The 21,310-nt window shown below is 61.1% G+C and carries 18 protein-coding genes; 13 read left to right on the plus strand and 5 right to left on the minus strand.

From position 1 onward, the window contains the following. The first annotated feature begins 166 nt into the window (after positions 1–166). From USDA257_RS23485 to USDA257_RS23495, 3 genes are all read left to right on the plus strand, one after another. Positions 167–1,321: a trans-sulfuration enzyme family protein gene (locus USDA257_RS23485; RefSeq protein WP_014765487.1), complete on the plus strand. Its 1,155-nt coding sequence runs from the start codon at positions 167–169 to the stop codon at positions 1,319–1,321. Beyond that, positions 1,318–2,592 (plus strand): NAD(P)/FAD-dependent oxidoreductase, encoded by a 1,275-nt coding sequence (locus USDA257_RS23490; RefSeq protein ID WP_014765488.1) that lies wholly within the window; start codon positions 1,318–1,320, stop codon positions 2,590–2,592. Before USDA257_RS23485 ends, USDA257_RS23490 begins: the two co-directional genes overlap by 4 nt. An 86-nt stretch (positions 2,593–2,678) precedes the next feature. Then, positions 2,679–3,212, plus strand: coding sequence for a LysE family translocator (locus USDA257_RS23495; RefSeq protein ID WP_231698926.1), 534 nt, complete (start codon positions 2,679–2,681; stop codon positions 3,210–3,212). A gap of 173 nt (positions 3,213–3,385) precedes the next feature. On the opposite strand, the gene USDA257_RS23500 is transcribed toward USDA257_RS23495, so the two are convergent. The 4 genes from USDA257_RS23500 to USDA257_RS23515 form a co-directional block, all read right to left on the minus strand. Further along, complete coding sequence (locus USDA257_RS23500; protein WP_014765490.1) at positions 3,386–4,453, minus strand: GlxA family transcriptional regulator; 1,068 nt, start codon at positions 4,451–4,453, stop codon at positions 3,386–3,388. Positions 4,454–4,598: 145 nt separating this feature from the next. Beyond that, the gene (locus USDA257_RS23505; RefSeq protein WP_014765491.1) at positions 4,599–5,363 is read right to left on the minus strand and encodes an SDR family NAD(P)-dependent oxidoreductase; all 765 of its coding nucleotides are present in this window, start codon (positions 5,361–5,363) and stop codon (positions 4,599–4,601) included. A gap of 17 nt (positions 5,364–5,380) precedes the next feature. Next, positions 5,381–6,973: a hydantoinase B/oxoprolinase family protein gene (locus USDA257_RS23510; RefSeq protein ID WP_014765492.1), complete on the minus strand. Its 1,593-nt coding sequence runs from the start codon at positions 6,971–6,973 to the stop codon at positions 5,381–5,383. Between the two features lies 1 nt (position 6,974). After that, positions 6,975–9,059 carry a hydantoinase/oxoprolinase family protein gene (locus USDA257_RS23515; RefSeq protein WP_014765493.1) on the minus strand — a complete coding sequence of 695 codons (2,085 nt, stop codon included), beginning with the start codon at positions 9,057–9,059 and terminating at the stop codon, positions 6,975–6,977. Positions 9,060–9,229: 170 nt separating this feature from the next. On the opposite strand from USDA257_RS23515, the gene USDA257_RS23520 reads away from it, so the two are divergent. Continuing rightward, complete coding sequence (locus USDA257_RS23520) at positions 9,230–10,123, plus strand: LysR substrate-binding domain-containing protein (RefSeq protein ID WP_014765495.1); 894 nt, start codon at positions 9,230–9,232, stop codon at positions 10,121–10,123. Further along, a complete protein-coding gene (locus USDA257_RS23525) occupies positions 10,120–10,821 on the plus strand; it encodes an alpha/beta fold hydrolase (RefSeq protein WP_014765496.1) in 702 nt (233 codons plus the stop codon). The genes USDA257_RS23520 and USDA257_RS23525 overlap by 4 nt, the downstream gene beginning before the upstream one ends. A 31-nt stretch (positions 10,822–10,852) precedes the next feature. Here the strand turns inward: USDA257_RS23525 and USDA257_RS23530 are convergent, their stop codons facing one another. Further along, on the minus strand, positions 10,853–11,482 hold the full coding sequence (locus tag USDA257_RS23530) for a hypothetical protein (RefSeq protein WP_041414577.1): 630 nt from the start codon (positions 11,480–11,482) through the stop codon (positions 10,853–10,855). Positions 11,483–11,603: 121 nt separating this feature from the next. Between USDA257_RS23530 and USDA257_RS23535 the strand changes: the two genes are divergently transcribed. The 8 genes from USDA257_RS23535 (at position 11,604) to USDA257_RS23565 (ending at position 21,290) form a co-directional block, all read left to right on the plus strand. Further along, positions 11,604–11,840 (plus strand): hypothetical protein, encoded by a 237-nt coding sequence (locus tag USDA257_RS23535; protein ID WP_014765498.1) that lies wholly within the window; start codon positions 11,604–11,606, stop codon positions 11,838–11,840. A 610-nt stretch (positions 11,841–12,450) separates the two neighbouring features. Then, positions 12,451–12,918, plus strand: coding sequence for a toll/interleukin-1 receptor domain-containing protein (locus USDA257_RS23540; RefSeq protein WP_014765499.1), 468 nt, complete (start codon positions 12,451–12,453; stop codon positions 12,916–12,918). Positions 12,919–13,184: 266 nt separating this feature from the next. Beyond that, positions 13,185–14,960 (plus strand): KAP family P-loop NTPase fold protein, encoded by a 1,776-nt coding sequence (locus USDA257_RS23545; protein ID WP_014765500.1) that lies wholly within the window; start codon positions 13,185–13,187, stop codon positions 14,958–14,960. Next, complete coding sequence (locus tag USDA257_RS23550) at positions 14,960–15,718, plus strand: hypothetical protein (protein ID WP_014765501.1); 759 nt, start codon at positions 14,960–14,962, stop codon at positions 15,716–15,718. The genes USDA257_RS23545 and USDA257_RS23550 overlap by 1 nt, the downstream gene beginning before the upstream one ends. Next, entirely contained in the window at positions 15,711–17,033 is a 1,323-nt protein-coding gene (qatC, locus tag USDA257_RS23555) for a Qat anti-phage system QueC-like protein QatC (protein ID WP_014765502.1), read from the plus strand. Before USDA257_RS23550 ends, qatC begins: the two co-directional genes overlap by 8 nt. Next, complete coding sequence (gene qatD, locus USDA257_RS23560; protein ID WP_014765503.1) at positions 17,030–17,791, plus strand: Qat anti-phage system TatD family nuclease QatD; 762 nt, start codon at positions 17,030–17,032, stop codon at positions 17,789–17,791. The genes qatC and qatD overlap by 4 nt, the downstream gene beginning before the upstream one ends. Positions 17,792–19,715: 1,924 nt before the next feature. Then, the gene (locus USDA257_RS36670) at positions 19,716–19,886 is read left to right on the plus strand and encodes a hypothetical protein (protein WP_153297034.1); all 171 of its coding nucleotides are present in this window, start codon (positions 19,716–19,718) and stop codon (positions 19,884–19,886) included. A 564-nt stretch (positions 19,887–20,450) separates the two neighbouring features. After that, the gene (locus USDA257_RS23565; RefSeq protein WP_014765506.1) at positions 20,451–21,290 is read left to right on the plus strand and encodes a hypothetical protein; all 840 of its coding nucleotides are present in this window, start codon (positions 20,451–20,453) and stop codon (positions 21,288–21,290) included. Positions 21,291–21,310: the final 20 nt, after the last annotated feature.

Below are 21,310 nucleotides of genomic sequence, written 5' to 3' on the forward strand. Positions count from 1 at the left end.
AGTCGGCATGAGGTCATGAAGCCTCAGAATGCCAGCGCATTCCGGCTTGGAATGACCTGTTTCGCCATCGTCGCGAGCGTTGCAAACACGCCTTTTCTATCTTGCCGGAAACCAAGAACGTCCGGGTGCTCTATCGATCCGGCGTCGGACACAGGAAGGACCGGAAATGGCAAAAATCGCGCTCGAAACCCTTTGCGCACAGGCGGACCACCACGCCGACCCGATCAGCGGCGATGTCGTTCCGGCTCTCCACGCCTCGACGACATTCGCTCGGAACGCCAAAGGCGAGCTTCCCGCCGGGCTGCGCTACTCACGCTACGGCAATCCAACTGTTCTGCAGGCCGAGGCCCTCCTCGCCAAGATCGACGGTGCCAAGGAAGCCCGCCTGTTCGGTTCGGGTCTTGCCGCTACCGCGGCGGTGATCGGCACGCTGCGCGAGGGCGAGCACATTGTCGCGCCGCGGATTATGTACCACGGTGCCCAGGACCTGATCCGCAAGATCGCCGACGAGCATGGTGCCGACGCGACCTTCTTCGACCAGGCCGACGCCAGCGCGCTGGCGGCCGCCCTGCGGCCCGAGACCTCGATGGTCTGGATCGAGTCTCCCGTGAACCCGACCTGGGACGTCATCGACATCAAGGCCGCGGCCGACGCCGCGCACAAGGTCGGCGCGCTGCTCCTCCTGGACGCCACGGTCACGCCTGCCGTTACCACGCGTGCGCTCGACCTCGGTGTGGACATCGTCTTCCAGTCGGCGAGCAAATACCTGAACGGCCACAGCGACGTCCTCGGCGGATGCCTCTCGACCAACACCATCGACGAGCGATGGGCCAACATCATCAGGCATCGGAACCTTGAGGGCGGCGTGATCGGCGCGATGGAGGCGTGGCTTCTCATCCGCGGCCTGCGCACGCTTCCGCTGCGGTACCGCGCGGCGTCGGCGAATGCGCTCGCTATAGCCAAACACTTCGAGAAGCACGACCTCATCGAGCGGGTCCTTTATCCGGGTCTCGAGAGCCATCCCGGCCATGCCGTCGCCAGGAAGCAGATGACCAACGGGTTCAGCGGGATGATGTCGATCCTCGTCAAGGGCGACGCCGATTTCGCGCGATCCGTCACCCGCAACCTCTGCGTCTTCCTTGGCGGCGCGTCGCTGGGCGGCGTCGAAAGCCTCGTTGAACACCGCGCGTCGGTCGAGGGACCGAACAGTGTCGTGCCCGGCAACCTGATACGGTTCTCGGTCGGTATCGAGCACGCCGACGACCTCATCCAGGACATCGAGCAGGCTCTTCACAAGGCGAAAGCGGAGTCCGGAAAGTGACCAAAACCATTTGGGCCAAGACGGCGGTCGCCTCACGTGACCGCGCACCCTTGAGCGGGTCGCTGAGCGCCGACGTTGTGGTGATCGGGGCGGGCGTCAGTGGGCTTTCCGCCGCTTACTTTCTCGCGGACGGCGGCGCGTCGGTGGTGCTGATCGAGGCGGACAGGATCGGCTCCGGGGCGGTCGGCCGAAGCTCGGGCTTCGTGAACGCGGGACTCTGGGTTCCTCCCACCGACATCGTGAAGGCCATAGGTGAGGTTTACGGCCCACGCCTGATCTCCACGCTCGGGGACGCGCCCCGGCGCACCTTCGAACTCATCAAGAGTCTTGACCTCGAGTGCGACGCGCGAAACGACGGCACGCTTCAATGCGCGCCCGACGAGGCGTCCTTCTTGGACCTAAAGGAGCGCCTTGCAGGCATGGCGGGAAGGGCGCGCGATCTCAAGCTCGTCGAGCGCCAGGAGGCAGCCTCGTTGACTGGAAGTTCGGCGTACCGAGGCGCGCTAATCGACTACAGGGCCGGATATCTCCAGCCGCTGTCATACGTGCGCAGCCTTGCGAAGGCTGCGGAATCGGCCGGAACGGTCATCCACGAGAAAAGTCCCGCGATCCACTTTGAGCAATTGCCCGGCGATACCTGGAAGATTTGGACCGGGCGGGGCCACGTGGCGGCGAAGCAGCTCCTCGTGGCCACCGAGGCCCACATGATTGGCGCACATTTCGGTCTGTCGGGTGAATATGTTCCGATGCCCTTCTTTAATGCCGCCACCCGTCGCCTAACGGAATCCGAGAAGGCGGCGGTGATGCCCGCGGGCCAGCCTATCGTCGATCTGAGGAAGGTCGTCAGTTCCTACCGCTACGATGCCCATGACCGTCTTGTCGTCGGCAGCATCGGTTCAACGAGCGGCCCCGACGGCGCGATAAACCGCCAATGGGTGTCGCGAAAGATCGCGAAGCTTTTCCCCATTCTCCGCAACATCGAGATCGAGTTCGCCTGGACGGGCCGGATCGGGGTCACCGACAATCACATGCCGACAGTGCACCGGATCGGGCGGCAGGCATTTGCCCTGGGCGGTTACAACGGGCGGGGCATCGCCGCCGGAACTGTCTTCGGCGAGGCGATATCCAAGGTAATACTCGGCCAGATGCCGGAAGGCGACCTTCCGGTCCCGGTCACCGAGCCGAGGGAAACCCGCATGCCGGGTCTCCGCGGCATGGGTCTTCGCTCGGCGGCCGCCGCGTTCCACTTACTGGATGCCCGCCGGGGTTGACGCGAGTAGAAACCATGACATTGAGCTGGATTGCATTCGTCGTGTTCTTTTCGATTGCCTCGTCGGGATCGCCGGGACCGAACAACATGCTCCTGACGACAACCGGAGCCAACCACGGTTTCGCACGCGCGATGCCGCATGTCTTCGGCACTGGGGTCGGCATATGCCTGATCCTGGTCGGCCTCGGGCTTTTCGGCAGCCAGTTGTTGGAGAACGGTACATTCAGGGGCATTCTGAAATGGGGAGGCATGGCCTACCTCATCTGGCTTGCATACAGAATCGGCACGAGCCGGCCCAAGGCGGAGTCGGACGACGAAAGCGCCAAGCCTCTTGGCTTTCTCCAAGCAATTCTCTTTCAGGCGCTCAATCCAAAGGTCTGGCTGGGCGGCGCAAGCGGCATCGTGGCTTACGGCGCGGTGGCGGGCGAATGGACCTCCCTGTCCATGAGCCTGTCGTTCGCAATTCTGTTTTCTTTGATCAGCATGCCGTGCGGTGCGGTATGGGCGTTGATCGGCGCGTCGGCCCGACACCTTTTGCGTTCGGAGCGGGCATTGCGTTTGTTCGACGTCACGATGGTATTGCTTCTACTTGCTTCGCTTGTCCCGGTGGCGCTCAGCTGATCGCATACCGACCAACTCGGCGGCGGAGATGGCCTCTTCAGCGAGTCTGGCGGCTGCCGATGTGAGAGGAGCGTCTCGGGCCCCGTCCGCTCGTGGATGGACCGCCTCGTCGGCGCTTCTTTTGAGGAGACTTCGGGAGAAGGGACGGAACGAGGGAAGGCGTCGCTTCAGCCTCAGGCCGCCTCAGAAGCAGTTGGGACAAGTGTTGAGTTCCCGAAGCTCCCATTATCCTTTGGTATCGCGCCGTCATTCACCGTGACTTCGCTGTCGGGCGGTGCGGTTCCCGGCGATCTTCTAGTCTCCGTCGGACTTTCCCCAAAGGCGACCCTGTAGGTCTTCGAAAAGTGGGAGGCGGAAACAAACCCGGTGGCGATGGCGACTTCCAGGACCGACATCATGGAATTGTTCAGCAACTCCCTGGCTCGCTCCAGACGGAGCTGACGATAGAACCGCTTTGGCGGCATTCCGAATTCTGATACGAAGTGCCGCTCGACCTGCCGACGGGAAAGCGGCACTTCCTTGATCAATCTCCCCAGGGGCAACGGCTCCGCGATGTGGTCGTGCATTTTCTCGACGATGCGCGCGAGAGGTGAGCCGAGCTTTTCAAGCTGGGCGACGTCGGGAAAGCATTGGCGGTCCCCGTCTTTCCGCGGAACACTGGGCAACGACTGGAGTCCGATCTGCTCAGCGGTTGCCGCGCCGCAGTCCTGCTCGACCATCCGAAGCATCAGGTCGAACGTCGCCATTTCACCAGGCGATGTGTAGAATGGTCCATCGACTTCGAAGTAATGCCGCGTGATCTGCACGGATGGGTATTTCTCGGCCATGACGGCATAGTCGCGCCAGTGCGCCGCGCATCGCCTGCCCGCCAGAAGACCCGCTTCGGCCAACAACTGCGACGCATCGCCGATGGCGACGACGCGGCCTCCATAAGCAGCCACCCGGCGGGACCAGTTGGCGATCCGCCGCCGGGTCTCCTGGGCGAACCCGCCATCGCAGATCAGAACGAGGTTCTGGCCTGTTTCGGGCAAGTGGCTGCGATCCATGACGCCCATGTCGTCGGTCGGAAGGCAAATGCCCGAATCTGAAACGACCGGGCCACCCTCAACAGACGAAACCGACCATCGATAAATCTCCGACGCGCACGCGCGGTTTGCGGCGTGAAGTGCTCCGACCACCAACGAGAACGCCAGGATCGAAAAACCGTCCTGGACGAAAATGCAGAACCGCATCTGCCGCATAGTTCCTCCTCCGGATCGACGTCAGCGTTGCGTGGCGAAACTTGCCGATCAACGGCCGAGCCGAAAACCGGATCGGCGAAGCGCGCAGAACTTGCCCTTAGGGGCGGTCTGCGAGTTCAGACTCCCCGACCGCCATCTGACGTCATCATTCGACCGGAACGGTGTAGTTCAATCCAAGGCGGCCGCCGTCCGGGTAGATCGTCTGGCCGGTAATGTAGGAGCTATCATCGGTCGCGAGGAACAGGGCGACGGTGGCGACTTCCTCCGGGGTGCCGAAGCGGCGGATCGGGGTTCTGGACAGGGCGCGGACGCGGGCCGCCTCGTCACCGAGGACCGCCTTGCGGCCGAGTTCGGTCAGGATCGTGCCCGGGCCAATCGCGTTGACACGGATGCCGTGGCCGCCGAGGGAGATCGCCATCACGTTGGTGAGCTGCGTCGACCCGGCTTTAGAGACCGCGTAGGGTGTCAGCGTCGGGATAGCGAGACGCGAGTTCACCGACGACATGTTGATGATGACGCCGCCGCCGCCTTGGGCGATCATCTGCCGCGCCGCCGCCTGCCCGGTGAGGAACTGGGACTTGAGGTTGATCCGGATGACCCGGTCGAATTCCTCTTCCGGCAGGTCCACGAATTCGGCAGGCTTGTTGGTGATGCCGGCGTTCGAGACCATGATGTCGATCCGTCCGAACGCCTCGACAGTCCTGACGACCAGGCGGTCGGCGTCAGCCTTCATGCCAGCGTCGCCGACGTCGTACGGCATGCCGAGCCGCCCCGCTTCCTGTGCCAGGACTTCGGCGTCGATGTCGCCCATGACGACCTTCGCGCCTTCGGCAACGAACTTATCGGCGATCGCCAGACCGATACCCTTTGCCGCGCCCGTGATGGCGGCAACTTTGCCTTCCAATCTCATGTTCGATCTCCTTCTGATCAGGATGTGAGGCCGTGACGCCGATCGCGTGCGACTGCGTCGGCCGTGCGTTCGGAAGCGGGACCGAAGCCGCCGCCGCCGGGTGTTTCGAGAAGCAGGCGTGCCTTCGGCTCGATGCTGTGCATGCCCATGCCGCCGCGCTGTTCGCCCGATATCGAGAGGCGACCTGGCGCACCCGCCGTACCACCGTTTCGGCCGCGCGCCGGATTGCGCATGCGGTCGAAGGACGTCTTGAGGGTGACGGCTCCGCGCGAGCGGTTCTCGACTTCGATGCGGAGGCCGTGGCCGCCGTTCCACTTTCCGGCCCCGCCCGAGCCCGGGCGAAATTCCTTGGCCCAGAAGAGCAGCGGCGTGGTTGCCTCGAGCACTTCGATCGGCGCGCTCTTCACGCCGCTCGGATATGCGGTGGCGGAAAGGCCGTCCTTGACGGGCCGTGCCCCGGTGCCGCCGTTGGTGAAGAACGTCACCACGAACGGATCGGCGGCCGAGCCTTGGAAGGTCGCGTTCCAGAGGCAGGACGCGCCCTCTGCCGGAACGGCGTCCGGGAGCGCCTGCACCAAGCAGCCGAACACGACATCCGGCAACATTTGTCCGATGACATGGCGGCACTGGACCGCGGCGGGACGTTCGGCGTTGACGATCGACCCTGACGGAGCCGTCACTTCGAAGACCGAGAGCGACCCCGCGTTGTTCGGGATGTCGGGGAAGAGTGCCGAGGCGAGGCCGTAGACCGTGTAGGCGGTTGCGTAGATCAGCGGGCAGTTGACGCCTTTCTGGACCTGGGAAGACGTGCCCGAGTAGTCGACCTTGATCTTGGCCCCATCCATCATGAGCGTCGCTGCAAGGAGCACAGGGGCATTGTAGCCGTCGATGGTCATCTTCGCCGACCATTCGCCCTTCGGCAGAGCCGCGATCTTCGCCAGCGCCGCGTCGCGAGAGCTGTTCAGGATGTGGTCGGAAACGCCTTCCAGCGTGTCGAGCCGGAACTCGTCCATCGTAGCCAGGAGACGGCGACCCGCCATCTCGTTGCAGTTGGCGAGGGAGTACATGTCGCCCTCGCACTCGATCGGCAGGCGCGAGTTGTCTTTGACGATCGCCATCAGTGTCTCGTTGAGGGCCCCGGCGTCGAAGAGCTTGAGGAACGGGATGCCGAGCGCCTCCATAAAGACGTCGGTCCCTTCCGGGCTGAAGCCCAGGCCACCGAGATCGGTGAGATGCGCGGTGCAGGAGAAGATCGCCACGACACGGCCGCCAAGGAACACGGGCGTGCAGACGACGAAGTCGTTGCGGTGGCCGGAGCCGAGCCAGGGGTCGTTCGTGACATAGACATCGCCCTCGACCATCGTTTCAAGCGGAAACCGCTTGAGGAAGTGGCCGACCGAAGCCGCCATCGCGTTCACGTGACCCGGCGTTCCGGTCACGGCCTGCGCGAGCATGCGGCCCTTGGCGTCGAACACGCCCGCGCTCAGATCGCCGCATTCGCGGACGATCGGGCTGAACGCGGTGCGGAGCAGCGTCTGGGCCTGCTCTTCGACGAGCGCGATCAGGCGGTTCCAGATCACCTGGAGGTCAAGTGCGTCGAGCTGGATCATTTCAAACCTCCGTCTTGCGGGTGAGCACGATGCAGCCACGAGCGTTGACGTGGGCGTCGAACGCCGCCGACACGACGGTCGTGGTCTGCTTTTCGGAAAGGATCGCGGGACCGGAGAACCCAGCCCCCGGCTTCAGGTCGTGACGCCAGTAAACGGGAACGACGGCTTCTTTTTTCCGGGCAGGGTCGTAGACATTCCGATCGCCGATCTTGTCAGGTTGATAGCGGGCGGGTTCCGCGGCCCCTGTGACGACGACGTCGGTCTTCGTCTCGACGAGAACCGTCCAGGTCAGGACTTCGATCTCGGCACCGGGGATCGTGCGGGAGAAGAGCCTCGCGTATGCCTTCTCGAATAGGACGCGCAAGGTCGAGGGACTGCTGGCGTCAAGCGCAGCGTTGGGCAGAGTGATCGAGACCTCGTGCCCCTGGCCGAGATAGCGCATGAACGCCGTCGCCGTTTCCTTTAGAGGACGGTCTCCCGCCCCGGCGCTGACAATCTTCTGCGCCTCCGCCGACATGGAGGCCAGGACCTCGTTGATGGCGACGTGATCAAAATCTCCGAGCTGCGCGTACTTGCTCCGCACGACTTCGAACGAGATCGGTGCTCGCAAAAATCCGACGGCGGAGCCGACCCCGGCGTCAGGCGGAATGATGACTTTTTCGATCCCGAGCTTCTCAGCGAGGCGGGCGATGTGGAGTGGGGCCGCGCCGCCGAACGCCACCATGGTGTAGTCAGCGAGATCGCGGCCGCCTTCCACCGCGTGAACGCGGGCGGCGTTCGCCATCGCCTCGTCGACGATCTCAGAGATCGCGCCAGCGCCGACATGCGCGGCACCTTCGAAGACCTCGCCGACTGCCCGTTTGATGCCCGCCTGCGCGCCTGCAGTGTCGAGTTCGATCCGCCCGGCCGCGAAGGCCTTGGGATCGATCTTGCCGAGCGTGAGGTCGGCATCCGTGACGGTCGGTTCATGTCCGCCGCGCCCGTAGCAGATCGGGCCGGGTTCGGAGCCCGCGCTGTCGGGGCCGACGGTCAAGCGCTTCATGGCGTCAAGTCGGGCGATTGAGCCGCCGCCGGCACCGATCTCCACCATCTCGATGACGGGAACGCGAACCGGGAAGCCGCTGCCCTTCATGAAGCGGTCGCGCCTGTCGATCTCGAAGGTGCGGGTCGTCGTCGGCGCATGGTCGTCGATGAGGCAAATCTTGGCGGTGGTTCCGCCCATGTCGAACGAGAGCGCCCGCTCGATGCCGTTCTCGGCCGCCACATGGGCCGCCATGATCGCGCCGCCCGCGGGGCCACTTTCGACCAACCGGATCGGGAACTCGGCGGCCGTTCGGAGGGTGGTGAGACCACCGCCGGAGGTCATCAGATAGAGTGGGCAGTCGGTGCCGCGATTGGCCAGCTCCTTCTCGAGGCGGTCCAGGTACCCCGCCATGAGCGGCCGGACATAGGCGTTGGCCGTCACCGTCGAACACCGCTCGTATTCGCGGATTTCCGGGGAGACCTCGCTGGATATGCTGACGAGGAGCTGCGGCGCTTCTTCGTTGAGGATTTGCCGGACGCGACGCTCGTGCGTGCCATTGGCGTATGCGTGGATCAAGCAGACGGCGACGCTCGCCACTTCGGCTTCGACGAGTGTGCGGGCGAGCTTCGAGACTGCGTTCTCATCGAGCGCCAGGAGGACAGAGCCGTCAGCGGCCAGGCGCTCGGGCACCGTGAAACGCAGGTCGCGGGGTGCGAGCGGCGCGGGCCGCTCGATCATGAGGTCGTACTGGTTATAACGGCTTTCGTCCGCGATCTCGATCGTGTCCCGGAAGCCCTCGGTCATAATGAGCGCTGTCTTGGCACCCTTCCGCTCGATGAGGGCGTTCGTCGCCAAGGTCGTCCCGTGCACGAAGTATTCAAGCTCGTCGTTCCGGATGCCCGCCTGGTCGAGGAGTTCCTGCGAGCCCTCGAGGATCGCCCGCTCGGGGGCGTCATGTGTCGTCAGCACCTTGAGCGTGGATCGGCCCTTGTCCGTCTCCAGGACGATGTCCGTGAACGTACCCCCAATGTCTACCGCCAGACGCGCTGTTTTCTCGGCCATGTGTCACCTTCCGCAAGTTCTTGCGCAATAGGTGCCAAGATCGGGCGGCGACCGAAAGCAATGAAACTGAAGGAGGTTGTTCCAACTCGGAATGCCGCGTCGCCCGGATTCCTATGGGGGAATGATGGCGACCATGTTAGAACCGCCCTGACTGACGGGAGACGGTATCTATGAGAATTCCCAGGCGTTTCTTGCCTCCGACGCATCTGCTGACGGCGCTGGAGGCATCTGCCCGGACAGGGAGCTTCACCGAGGCGGCCAAGGAGCTCGACCTGACGCAGAGCGCAGTCAGCCGTCAGATCAGGAATCTCGAGGACCAGATCGGCTTCGAGCTTTTCGTCCGGGAACATCAGACAATTCGGCTGACCGAGGCGGGTGCGAAATACGCCTACGAGGTGCGCCTCGCGCTTCGCCATATCGCTGCCGCATCGATGGGACTTCGGGCGAACCCACGGGCCAAGACCCTTAATGTCGCCACCGTTCCAGCGCTAGGAAATCGATGGCTTGTTCCCCGGCTCAAGGATTTCAACAAGAAGCACCCCGACGTGACGGTCAACATCTACACTCGACCCGAGGTGTTCGATTTCGCCGAACAGGCGATCGACGTAGCTGTCCATTTCGGTTCAGCCGACTGGATGGGGTGCAACGGCGTAGAGCTCATGGACGAGGCAATCGTGCCCATGGCGTCACCTGACCTGCTGGCCGAGGGGGAGTTCACGGTTCCGGCCGACCTCCTCGGCCATCCACTCCTGGTCTTGAGCTGCAGGCCCGACAGCTGGGAGACGTGGTTCACGCAGACCGAAGTCGAGTTCGACTTCATCCACGGCCCCATCTTCGACCAGATGGAGGCCTGCGCGGCCGCGGCGGTGAGCGGCGCGGGGATCGCCCTTCTGCCGAAGTTCCTTTTCCAGAGGGAGCTAAACAGTGGGCAGTTGAAGGTGGTGTTCGAAGACGCGATGCACAGCCGATTGAGCTACCGCGCGGTCTGGCCTGTCGAAAAGGAAAACAACGCGCTCCGCGGGCAGTTCGTGACATGGTTGGTCGACGAGCTTGCCCGCCGATGACGATCCTCCTCGTGCCCGGCTTCATGCTGGATGGCGACCTTTGGCGCGACCTGCGCCCGGAACTCGAACAATTCGGTTCCATCGTCGACGTCGACACCACCCGCGACGCCTCGATCGAGGATATGGCGGCGCGGGCTATCGCTTCAGTCGACGGGCCACTCCTACCGATCGGGTTCTCAATGGGCGGATATGTGGCGCGCGAAATCGCTCGGCGAGCGGCCGACCGTGTTCGGGGTCTTGTCCTGATCGCGACTTCGGCGAGAGGGGACTCGCCTGGGCAGGCGCAGCGAAAGGCATTTCATGCAAAGCAGCTCGCGGACAGTCGCTTCGGAGGATTGAAGAGGTCGGCCATCGCCAACTCGCTTCATTCGACGAGGGCCGAGGACGAAGAATTGATCGATCGCATCCAGGCGATGTCACGCCGCCTCGGTGGCGAGGTCTTTCGAGGACAATCTCTGCTGCCGCGGCACGGCGATCTTGAACGGCTCGGCGACATACGCTGCCCGACCCTGATACTGGCCGGTGACGGCGACCAAGTCCGCAGTCTCGCGGAAGCCAGGGAACTGCATGACAACATCCAAGGTTCAGAGCTGTCGGTGATCGAAGGGGCAGGCCACATGCTGCCAATGGAGGCCCCGAGCCGCGTATCGCGCATCATTGCCTCTTGGGTTGCAAACTTGAGAGCCGCTTCGGCATGACCGCTTTTGGCGCAGTCCGGTCGATTGCCGATTATCGAAGAAGTCCATCGCGTCCGAACTCCTCCCATCCGACCAGGTTGGAGGCGACGTCTCCGTGTTCGGCTTCGGAATTTGACCCGCCCTTGGTGGTGTTTCTCAATGACCGCGTCAACTTCGCCTTGTACGCAGCCCGTCTGCGGTTTTCGGCGGCAGCCGCCGCGTCTTCCTCGCGCCAATCTTCGACGACGCCCCCATCGAGAATGTCTCCGACAATCCTCGGATCGAAGACGTGAAACGTTATCTTCCTGGCGCGCCCGCGCAGCTTGACCGTTCGCGTTCCAGCACTTGGTAAGCGACCGTCGGCCAGCCAACGATGTCTTTCGCTCGTCTTGATCGTAAGGATGTCCTCGATCTCCCGCGGAATCACTGGAAGGGTCTCGATGTTTACCAACGCCTTGGCGACGATAGCCGATGCGGCGTGGAATTCAGCCTTCTCGCTTGTGGACATCATAAGCGTGAGCTCGCGACCATCGAGATTGAGCGATTTCTTCGTGGCATGCGGAAGCCGCGCGCGAATTTCCAGAAGGATGCCCTTCATGCGGACGGATGAACCCAATGTTGCCGCTGGCGCTAGCACCCATGTCTTGAGCAGCTCGATGTGGTTCTTGTCGTGTTTCGGCATGACGCCTAGATGGGTCGCTTCCTTTAGATCGTCAATGACGTCATGCTGTTGGAGACAGAGCATCCTCTAGGGTCAAGCAGAAAAATGTGGTAAGCGCCAGCCAAACAACAACAGGAGTGCAATGGTGAGCGAACCGACCGTCGCAGATGCAATAAACCGCATTTATGAATCGCTCCGAGCGGACAATGCCGACATCGACGCGCATATCGCGACTCTCAAGGCAGCGTTGACGCGGGAGGGGTTGAAAGAGGCCGTCTTTGACCCGGCTAGGCTCGTGCAGAACAACCGTTCTGGCAGGAAGCTAATGCAGGCCTACTTTCGGCAGCGCGGCGTAACGGTCAAATACTCGGCTTCGTGATGCCGTCCCATGTCGTCAGACAGGCCGTAGTAGACGGTTGACCTGATCACCCAGCATTGGCCTTCAAACGCGAATTGAAGTGCCGCGTCCGTTCCGGGGCGCGACGCTGCCGAAGTAACTTGGCAGCTTTCGGCCGAAGCCGGCCGTTACAGGGCTCAAGTATGTCAGAGACGAGTGGGTAGCCGAAGAGCTGTTTTCGGCTATGCGTTGCTAGAAAGCTGTCGAAGACCCGGGCGAAAGCAAGTTCGGCATTGACGCCAGTCGTAGGACGGGCACCGTGTTGATATACGAATCGGTCTCGGTAGCGCACTAAATGAGTATTGCAGACACCCATATCCAGTTTTGATGAAGAATAGGGGAAGGTTTCGAAATGGCTCGATGCACAGCACCATCACGTGGCCACCGCACAGCGAGTGGCAGAGCAGAGTGCCCTGCTTGCGGTGGTGGCTCTAGCCGGTATGGCGGGTACGGCTATGGGGGGTATTCGCGCCCGTCCCCGTCTTACTCCACTCCGTCATCTTACCCCTCTTCGTCGCCGCGTAGCGGCGGCGGGTCCGGCACTGTAAGAGCGAAGTGGTCGAAAGCCGGTTCCATAGTTTTGTATACACCCGTGGAAGTTAAGGCACTCACGCCAATCCGCGAAACCGTCGAGAAGCGAGCGGAACTACCTGATCTTCGTGATGTCTTCCTATGTCACGCGTGGGCTGACCGGCTGGAAGACGCCACAAAACTCTACGATCTGCTCAAAGCTCGCAGTGTCTCCGTCTGGTTTAGCGAAAAGGACATTCCTCTTGGATCGTCGTTCCTTCGCGAAATTGATAGGGGATTAGCAAAGTCGCGCATCGGGATTGTGCTGGTGACACCCGCGCTGCTGCTTCGCCTTCCAACAGGGGGCGTTGCAGACCGAGAGCTTTCGGCGCTTCTCGCGACTGATCAACTCGTGCCCATCATTCATAATACGACTTATGATGCACTTCGCAATGTCAGTCCGCTGCTGGCCTCGCGAAACGGCCTGAGCACGGGGGAGGATACACTGGCGGGCGTTGCTGATAAGCTCGCTGATCTTGTTGCCACCTAGCTTGATTACGATGTTGGCTACAACGCTCGGTCTCGTCGTTTCACGCCTTACGCCATCTCTGACCTCCGGGGATGAGCCTCGCTTCTGCACCACGGTGGCGGACCGCGTTTGGCGGGCATGGTGGCACCTGGCGCAAGGATGGTCGAGATCGGCCGCGCAACTAAAACATCCAGTGAATAATCACGGCGTTTATTCCTAATAGTTGTTGCTCTTCTTGACCACGCGTATTGGTAGACCCTATCTCTCCAAAAGGAGCGGGGGGAACCATGTGGGCGGATAGCGAAAGCCAAACAGACTATCTCAACTACTCCGAAGTCTCGGAGATGATCTGCGACATGGTGTGCGACGACGCTATGCTTCCGATTTCACTCGGGGTCTACGGCACGTGGGGCGTCGGCAAGTCAAGCATTCTACAGTTGATCGGGAAGCAACTCGAGGCGGATAAGCGCAACCTCGTCGTGCCGTTCGACGCTTGGCTCTACCAGGACTTCGACGAGGCGAAATCGGCTTTGATGACGGTCATCGCGAAATCCGTGTACGAGGCCGCCCCGGAGACGTTGAAGGAGAAAGCCGCGAACTTCTATCGCCGTGTGAACAAGTTAAAGGTGCTGGGAATAGCGGCCGATGTTGGCGCGTTCTTTGCCGGCGTGCCGACTTTGGGAATGTTCGCGAAAGCCGCTGGCGCTGCGGGCGACATGTGGGACGGTACATCCGACGAAGAAGACATTACTGCGGTCAGGGAAGCGGCGGCCGAAGCCGAGAAGAGAACGACGGGGCTACTCAAACCCAAAGAGAAGCGGAACGCACCCGAAGAAATCGTAGCGTTTCGCAAAGACTTCAGCGAGTTGTTGTCAAAACTCGACCGACGTCTAGTGGTCTTCGTCGATAATCTGGATCGATGCCTTCCGCCAAACGCGATCTCCACGCTCGAAGCCATGCGGCTCTTCCTCTTCCTACCCAAGACGGCATTCATCGTGGCCGCCGACGAAGACATGGTCCGGCTGGCAGTCGCAAAGCATTTCAAGGACCCGGGCGACCGCCATATTACCGACTACCTCGACAAGCTGATCCAGGTGCCGCTGCGCGTTCCGAAGCTCGGTCTGCAGGAAGTCAGGGCGTATCTTTTCATGTTGGCGGCGGCCAGGTCTGAAGTGGAACCCGCCAAGGTGGAAGACCTCAGGACGTTCCTCATCGAGAAACTCCGCCGCAGTTGGTCCGACGAGGCTCCTTTCGACGTAGACCGGGCTGCGGCAAACTTGGGCATCCCGGTCGGCCATGAGCTGCGTCGAACGCTCGAGACGATGGACAGGTTGGCTGACCTCCTCGCGCACTCGAACCAGGTAAACGGTAATCCGCGGATCGTGAAGCGCTTGCTGAACGTGGTCCGGATGAGAGCTTCGGTTGCGAGGCGTCGTGGCATGGCGCTGGACGAGTCGATCATAGCGAAGCTCGCCCTTTTCGAGAGGTGCACGGGAGAAGACGCCATCCGGACTCTGAATGCAATGATTAGCTCTGCGCCGGCCGGAAAGGCTCCGACGCTGACAGAGCTGGAAGCGATACCGGATGCGGTTCCCCCCGATCGCCTTCCGAAAGATTGGCAGCAGTATGCAGATTTCGTTTCGGATTGGCTGAAACTGCACCCGCCTCTCGGTGGCTTGGACCTGCGTCCGGCGGTCTATCTTTCGAGGGAGACAATGCCTGTCAGGGTTTCCATTCAGCGTCTGAGCGAGAAGACACGGAAGGCTATCGAAATTCTCCTCAAGACGGCAATTGCAACTTCTCCGGCATCGAAGGCGGCTATCGACGACATCGACCCTTCCGAAGTCGGAGACGCTATGGACGAGATCATAGCCGCCATGAAGAGAAACCCGGACTGGAGCAAACTACGCCCCGATTTCCGTGGCGCACACCTTCTCGCCACGAAGGAAAAGATCGCCCATGACAAGCTGGTCGCCTTCATAAAGAGCCTGCCCAAGACTCCAAAGTGGATGGCAACCATGATGAAGGGCGACGGCAACAAGAGCGCGGGTAGCAAAGGCTGATGGGCACATCCTCGTCATCAAGAGGCTCTGGTTCCAACCAGCCTATGGTGCCGCCTTGGGCTGACGACCAGCCGGGCGCGCCTGTGCCGCCACCACCGCCCAAACGCTTTCAGGCATTCAGGACCTCGTTCGGAAAGTTTCTCAAAGGAGGCGACGGCGGCGACCTCCGCAAATCGCTCGGACACTATGCCCGGACGTCGACTGGAGGAAGCGCCGTCGGGCCGAGGCGTTTTGGGTCCGTCTACACGACGGGCGGCGATCTCTACGACGTCCTGAAATCGCTTGGAGGAGACGGAGGTGAGGCGGCGGAGCGAGGCCTGTCGAAGGAGTCTCTCGCCGGCCAGCCGCTTGACGTCGTCTGCCAAAGACTGGCTGAGACCCTCGCGCCGGAGAACGGCGACAGCGACAGGATACGCGAGGCCATCGACGAAGCGATGCTCGAGGTCATGGGCGAAGGAAACTTCGACCCTGACCGTCTGGATGAGGAGACCATAAACAGAATACTCGGTGAGTACCTCTCCCAGTCGATATTTCAAGAGATCGTCGAGGAGGTCGGCGGGTCGTGGGCGAACGCTCCTGACGAGCAGCGGACGCCGGAGGCGGAGAGTGAGTTGCTCGAGGTCATCCGCGTCGTGGTCGAAAAGAATCTGGGACCTAGCCTGTCCGACGCCAAAGACCTGACGAAAGCGGACATCCATCGATTCATGCGGGAGGCCGTCACCGAAGTCTGGCGGGAATGGGAAAGCTTCGATGAATAAGCTTATCTTCCACATCGACGACACCAACATTCCGGCGACCGACGTCGCGGGCACGGCGCATATCTTCCTGTACGGTGCCCGGCCGCCACGACTTGGAACCGGATCGATCGGGCGAAGGCTCGAATTGGCTGTCAGGAGACTCGGCGTCGTCATCGATCCCGTGGCGCTCGACTTCCTGTCCATCGCATTGGCGGTCGTCGCCGCCGACACCTTCGTCAACCGCGAGACTTGGTCCGCCAACGGCTGGACCCGCGAACTTCGTCTGGACGTCCCTCTCGCCCGACCTGAAGTCTGGCAGGACATCGCGTCCGATCTTGAACGCGCGTTGAACTTTCTAAGCGGAGATCGCTGGAGGCTTTCCTTCAGGGATCAGGGGTTGGAGCCGCCCACGAAGGAAGCAGTGCTGAGGCATTATCGCTCGCATATCGCCATAGGCTCCGCCGATTGCACGTGTTTGTTCTCGGGTGGCTTGGACAGCCTCATCGGCGCACGTCAGCTTGCCGATACAGGACGGACGCCGTTGCTCGTGAGCCACTCCTACCGGGGAGACCAGAGCTACCAGAAATACCTCGCACCGCGCCTCGGAAAGAAGCTTCCCCGGTTCGCGGCGAACGCGAACCCGGTCTTCAGCGGTCCGAACAAGAGCGACACCACCATGCGCACGCGGAGCCTCGGCTTCCTGGCGTTCGGCGTGGTTGCGGCTAACGCAGTGCTGGCGAAGAAGCCGTCTGTCGGGGCCGTGGACTTGTTCGTGCCGGAGAATGGCTTCATCGCTCTCAACGCGCCGCTCACAAGACGTAGGATTGGTTCCCACAGCACGCGGACAACCCACCCAAACTTCCTTTCACAGGTGCAGTCGATCCTCGACAAGGTGGGCCTCGGGGTCCGGCTGCAAAACCCGTACCGCCATATGACAAAGGGGGAGATGCTGTCCGGGATGCTACCGAACGACGATTTCGCGCACGCTGCGGTGTCGACCGTTTCCTGCGGCAAGTGGAAGCGCAAAAGCCAGCAATGCGGCCACTGCGTTCCATGCCTGATCAGGCGGGCAGCGTTCGCCAAAGCCGGAGTCGACGACACGACGTCCTATCAGTATCCTGACTTAGGCGCATTGTGGGATCGACCCGACATCCGCGATGACGTCATGGCCATGCTTGTGGCGACGGCCCGCGACGAACACGGTCTCAGACAACGCGCCATCGCGAGTGGACCCTTGCCGTTCGATCCTGTAGAACGCGCCAACTGGTTCGGCGTCCACAAGCGTGGTCTCGAGGAGGTCGCAAGCTATTTGAGCAGCCAAGGTTTCGGGACGTGATCGACTTCCATTGCCATGTGGACCTGTTTCCCTCGCCAGAGCGCGCCGCCGACGAGATCGAGCGCGCGGGGACATATGTGCTTTCGGTTACGAACACGCCCAAAGCGTTTCCCAAGACCGCCCAGATTTCTAAAGGACGGAAGCGGATCAGGACGGCGCTAGGGCTGCATCCGCAACTCGTTTCGGAACGGCATGGCGAGATCGGGCTGTTCAGAAGGTTGCTTGGAGAGACCCGCTATGTCGGTGAAATCGGAATTGACGGCGGCGACGACTACGCGAGGCACATCGACCTGCAGAAGCAGGTCTTCGACGAGCTTCTCAGCGCATGCGCTTCGGTCGGGGGCCGCGTCATGTCCATTCATAGCAGGCACGCGAGCGGTGAGGTCATCGAGGCCCTCGGGAAAAGGCGCGAAGCCGGAGTGGCCATATTGCATTGGTTTTCAGGCCCAGTGTCGCATGCCGAAAGGGCCGTCGACATCGGGGCATGGTTTTCTGTCGGGCTTCCAATGCTCCGGAGCCGACGTGCAGCGTCGATCATCAAGAAGCTTCCCCGGGAAAGAATACTGACTGAAACCGATGCGCCGTTCGCGTCTACACCAGGGGAACATTATCCGACGGCGGCCGTGTCGGAAACTGTGACTGCATTGTCCTGGTATTGGGGTTGTGACGATGCTGAGACACGCAGGCAGCTTCATTCTAACCTGAGCGCACTCGTTGAGAGAGCTGCGGTTTTCAGGCTTGGTAATGGCCTGAACTGATTCACGTCGCGATCGGGCACACACGAAATCGCTCTGCGATTGCAGCGATGGAGTGGAGGGCGGAAAACCCTACCAGGAATTTGTGAAAGTGGGCAAAACTAGCGGTCGCCATTCGCTCCCGCCGTTGTTAGCACGCCGACCGAGAAGCTTCTGAAACGGCGGAGAACGCAGTCGAGGCGCGCCGCGTCTCCTCGGTCTTGCCGCGTTCTAGTTCGGCGGGGCAGTTGGAACCAATCGGCGCTCCCGATGCGGTGGATCGTCCACCAACGACCTCGAGGACAGCTGACGGAGGCGGTCGCGGTCACGAGATCGGCGTCGTGATGTGCCGCGTCGCGCTGCCGATCAGCGCCCAGCAACGTTCTCGTCTGCAATGGCGAGGTCAATCGTGATGGCCATGCGCGGGATGGCTTTAAACGGGTCCTGCGTCTTCTCCGTCATACAGGACCCTGAGGCGTTCCGAAGTTGGGGAAATGCAAATCTCCATGATGGATTGAAAAGCAAAGCGCATGCGAATCGGGTTATGATCAATCGGTAAAATGGTCGTTCTGCATGCGAATCACCTGGCGCATTTCGTGCGAATACGACCGTTCCGGGGGGGCCAAAGGGCCAAAAATCATCAAAATTGCGCCCGATAGACGCCCTCCGGAAAATTTTTTTTGAAGCATATTTCTGGTCAAGATCAGCCCGTTTTCGTCGGGTTTAACAGTGTCTCATGGTCGTCTAAATCCAAGCGAAATTCGACGACGAACCGCTGGTCGGCCGGGGTAAAAAATCTGGGCAAAGACGGTAAATCGCAACAGGCAACACTGACAATCAAATCGAGCTATGGGCCAGGATTTCAATGTAAAGCTGTCGGCCACGTGCAACCTCGCGGGGCGTCACGAACCGTACAGCCGATGGCCATAAATTCAAGGCTCCGAGCTTGAGCAAGTGGACCATGCGCCTTGCCTTGAGGCACTCGCATACGACATTATTAGAAGACCTCAACGGGTTTTCCTCGCGCAGAGACGGTTGCACCGGATACGGAGTGCAAACCCGGTCCTGTCGGGATCGGCGGGTTGGTCGAGGGAAGAATAAAGGACTCTACTGTGCAAATGGCCCGGAGTCTGTGCGGCGCGCTAAGCAGAAGTTACTTCAGTAATAATACGAGACATCAGCACGGTCGGGCTTGAGGCTTGAAAGCGAGCGATAAATGAAGACTTCGGGCAGGCATCAAGAGAAGAGAAAACGGCCGTATCAACATTGGACTGAAGGTCCGCCGAGGAGAGCCGTCCGGGTCGAGCAGCGATCAGAAAGTTAGCTCAATAGCGCGACACAATTTAGCGGATGGGCAGGGGTCCGAGGCTGCCAATCAACCCTGAAGAGGGATGCCGTCATGGCATCTTTCTTCCATCCAGGGATGATGCTCGCGAGCCGTCACATAAAGGGAGCCTAGCGTAGCCCCCCTTCTCTATCCACACGAAGTAGACTAACTCTGATGTATCGGAGCGGCGGACCTAGAACGAATGCCTGATCCGAAAAGCAAAACGGGTCACTGGCGAGTGACCCGTCTTAATAAGGCTGGATGAATTAGAACCCCGTCCGCCTTCAACCGCACGACCATCCCGACTTTGTTTCGGGGTGACCAACCGCACACGTAAACTGAGGTCTATGTGTGCCGATCAAAGCGACTTGAACTTGAGAGGTACACAGTACCGAATCGAGTCCAATGCCCGCGCGCCGATTCGTGTATATTGCGTCGCGCTGGCAAAAGCAACCGGAAACCGGTCCGTTGGCACGCGGCGACACCTACGTCGGCAGCGTGGTCGCCGGAGTGCGCCTTCAAGGCGTGGCCCGTGGTTGTCTTCAAGGACTCATCCCATCGCAACCAAGGTTCGCAGCAGCCTGCGAACGTGCTCGGCTATATGGCCGAATGGAGATAGTCATGCAGATGAAGCAGCAGACATTGATCCTCAACATCGCGGACATCGAAGTCTACTCCGAAGAGCAAACCTTCGAGGAACTTGCAGAACAATTCCCCGACGACCCCTTCTTGTGCTCACAACACTTCCGAATGACAGCTGCACTTGGCTCTGTTTCTTTCAGAGCCAGGTAAGCGACGGCCGGCTTTCGTGATTAACTTCCTGTTTAGCAAGATATGTCTATCGTGGCGTGAGTGACATCCACCACGATAGACATTGAGCTACCGGAAGGCATCACGATGAAAAGCATAGCCTACATAGGAAACGCTAACCTCTGAGCCGAAACGCACCCTGACGGGGGCCTCGGACATAGGATCATCGACCGCCTAATTCTGGAGCATAGGATGCGCCACTTTCTCATCGATCGTAGAACAGTTCTATCCGGCGTCCTTCGCACGGCCGCCGTCATCACGTTGACGCAGCGAATACGTGGCCGTCGGCGTGATCGAGCAGACGCGGATCAGTAATCCGCCCTGCCTCCGTTGATCGCGCGTACTGCGATCGCTCTTGTTCAATGAAGTAGCGGCTCAAGCCCGACCCTGATCATCCGCATCCATGCGGAGGATCGGATACCCACGCCCGACTGGCGTCGATGGCGGATTCCGACCGTGGCCAGCCGACGACCTCATCCGAACTCCTGCGGTCGCGCGAACAGCCCGTCAAACGCAAACGCTTTCGGCCCGCCTTCGGGATGCGGGATGGCGAAGCTTTGCTCAAGTTCAAGGAACACCACAGTGCGTCACACCCATAGAATCGCGAAGTTCATCAAACTGAAACATGCCGGATTAGGCTCCCTCGCCTTCCCTGCCCAAGCCGGAAGTGGCGACGCGCAGGCTTTGGATTGGGGGAGCGCCCCCGAACCGAGCCTGCCCTTTATGGTCCCGGACCATGGCCCTGCTCGGCGTACGCCGGCCCTCAGGCAGCAAAAGACCAACCGCGGACACTCTGTTGTCGGCCATACGGTCGTCTACCACGAAAGCGGATTGGAACAGCGCGTCAGCTCTTTGCTAAGAACCTACAAGCATCTCAAACGGCTCGTCTCGCAGTACCCGGTGGTGGAATACATCGACGAGGATGGCGTCATCCATAGCCATACCTTCGACTACTGCATCGAATTGACCAACGGAACCCGCATCGGGATCGCGGTGAAGGCTGCCCGGAAATCCGCCGAAATGACGGCCCTCCTCGACCGTATCCGCGCAAACGGCATCACCGGGATCGGCAAAGGGGGGCGTCGGACTCCCGGCATCATCGATGCAGTCATGCTCGCGACTGACGCCGAAGCAACCTACGAGCTCTGCGAGAACGCATATTTCATCCTGACCTCCCGAGATCATCACGACGAGGACGAAACAACGCGCCTCTGCGACCTCGTGAAAGGACTGCCGGGGCAGGTCCGCTTCGGCCAGTTGCTTCTTAACTGCGCCTCCCGCGCCAAACGCCGCACCGCCATCTGGCGGCTCATCGATCTCGGCGTCCTTGAACCCGGCTCGCTCGGCCGCATCGACGAACTCTCCTGGCTCCGCCTCACCCGCTGATCTCAGCCCAGACCTTCGAA

Origin of the sequence: Sinorhizobium fredii USDA 257 (assembly GCF_000265205.3) — a bacterium.
GTDB lineage: Bacteria > Pseudomonadota > Alphaproteobacteria > Rhizobiales > Rhizobiaceae > Sinorhizobium > Sinorhizobium fredii_B.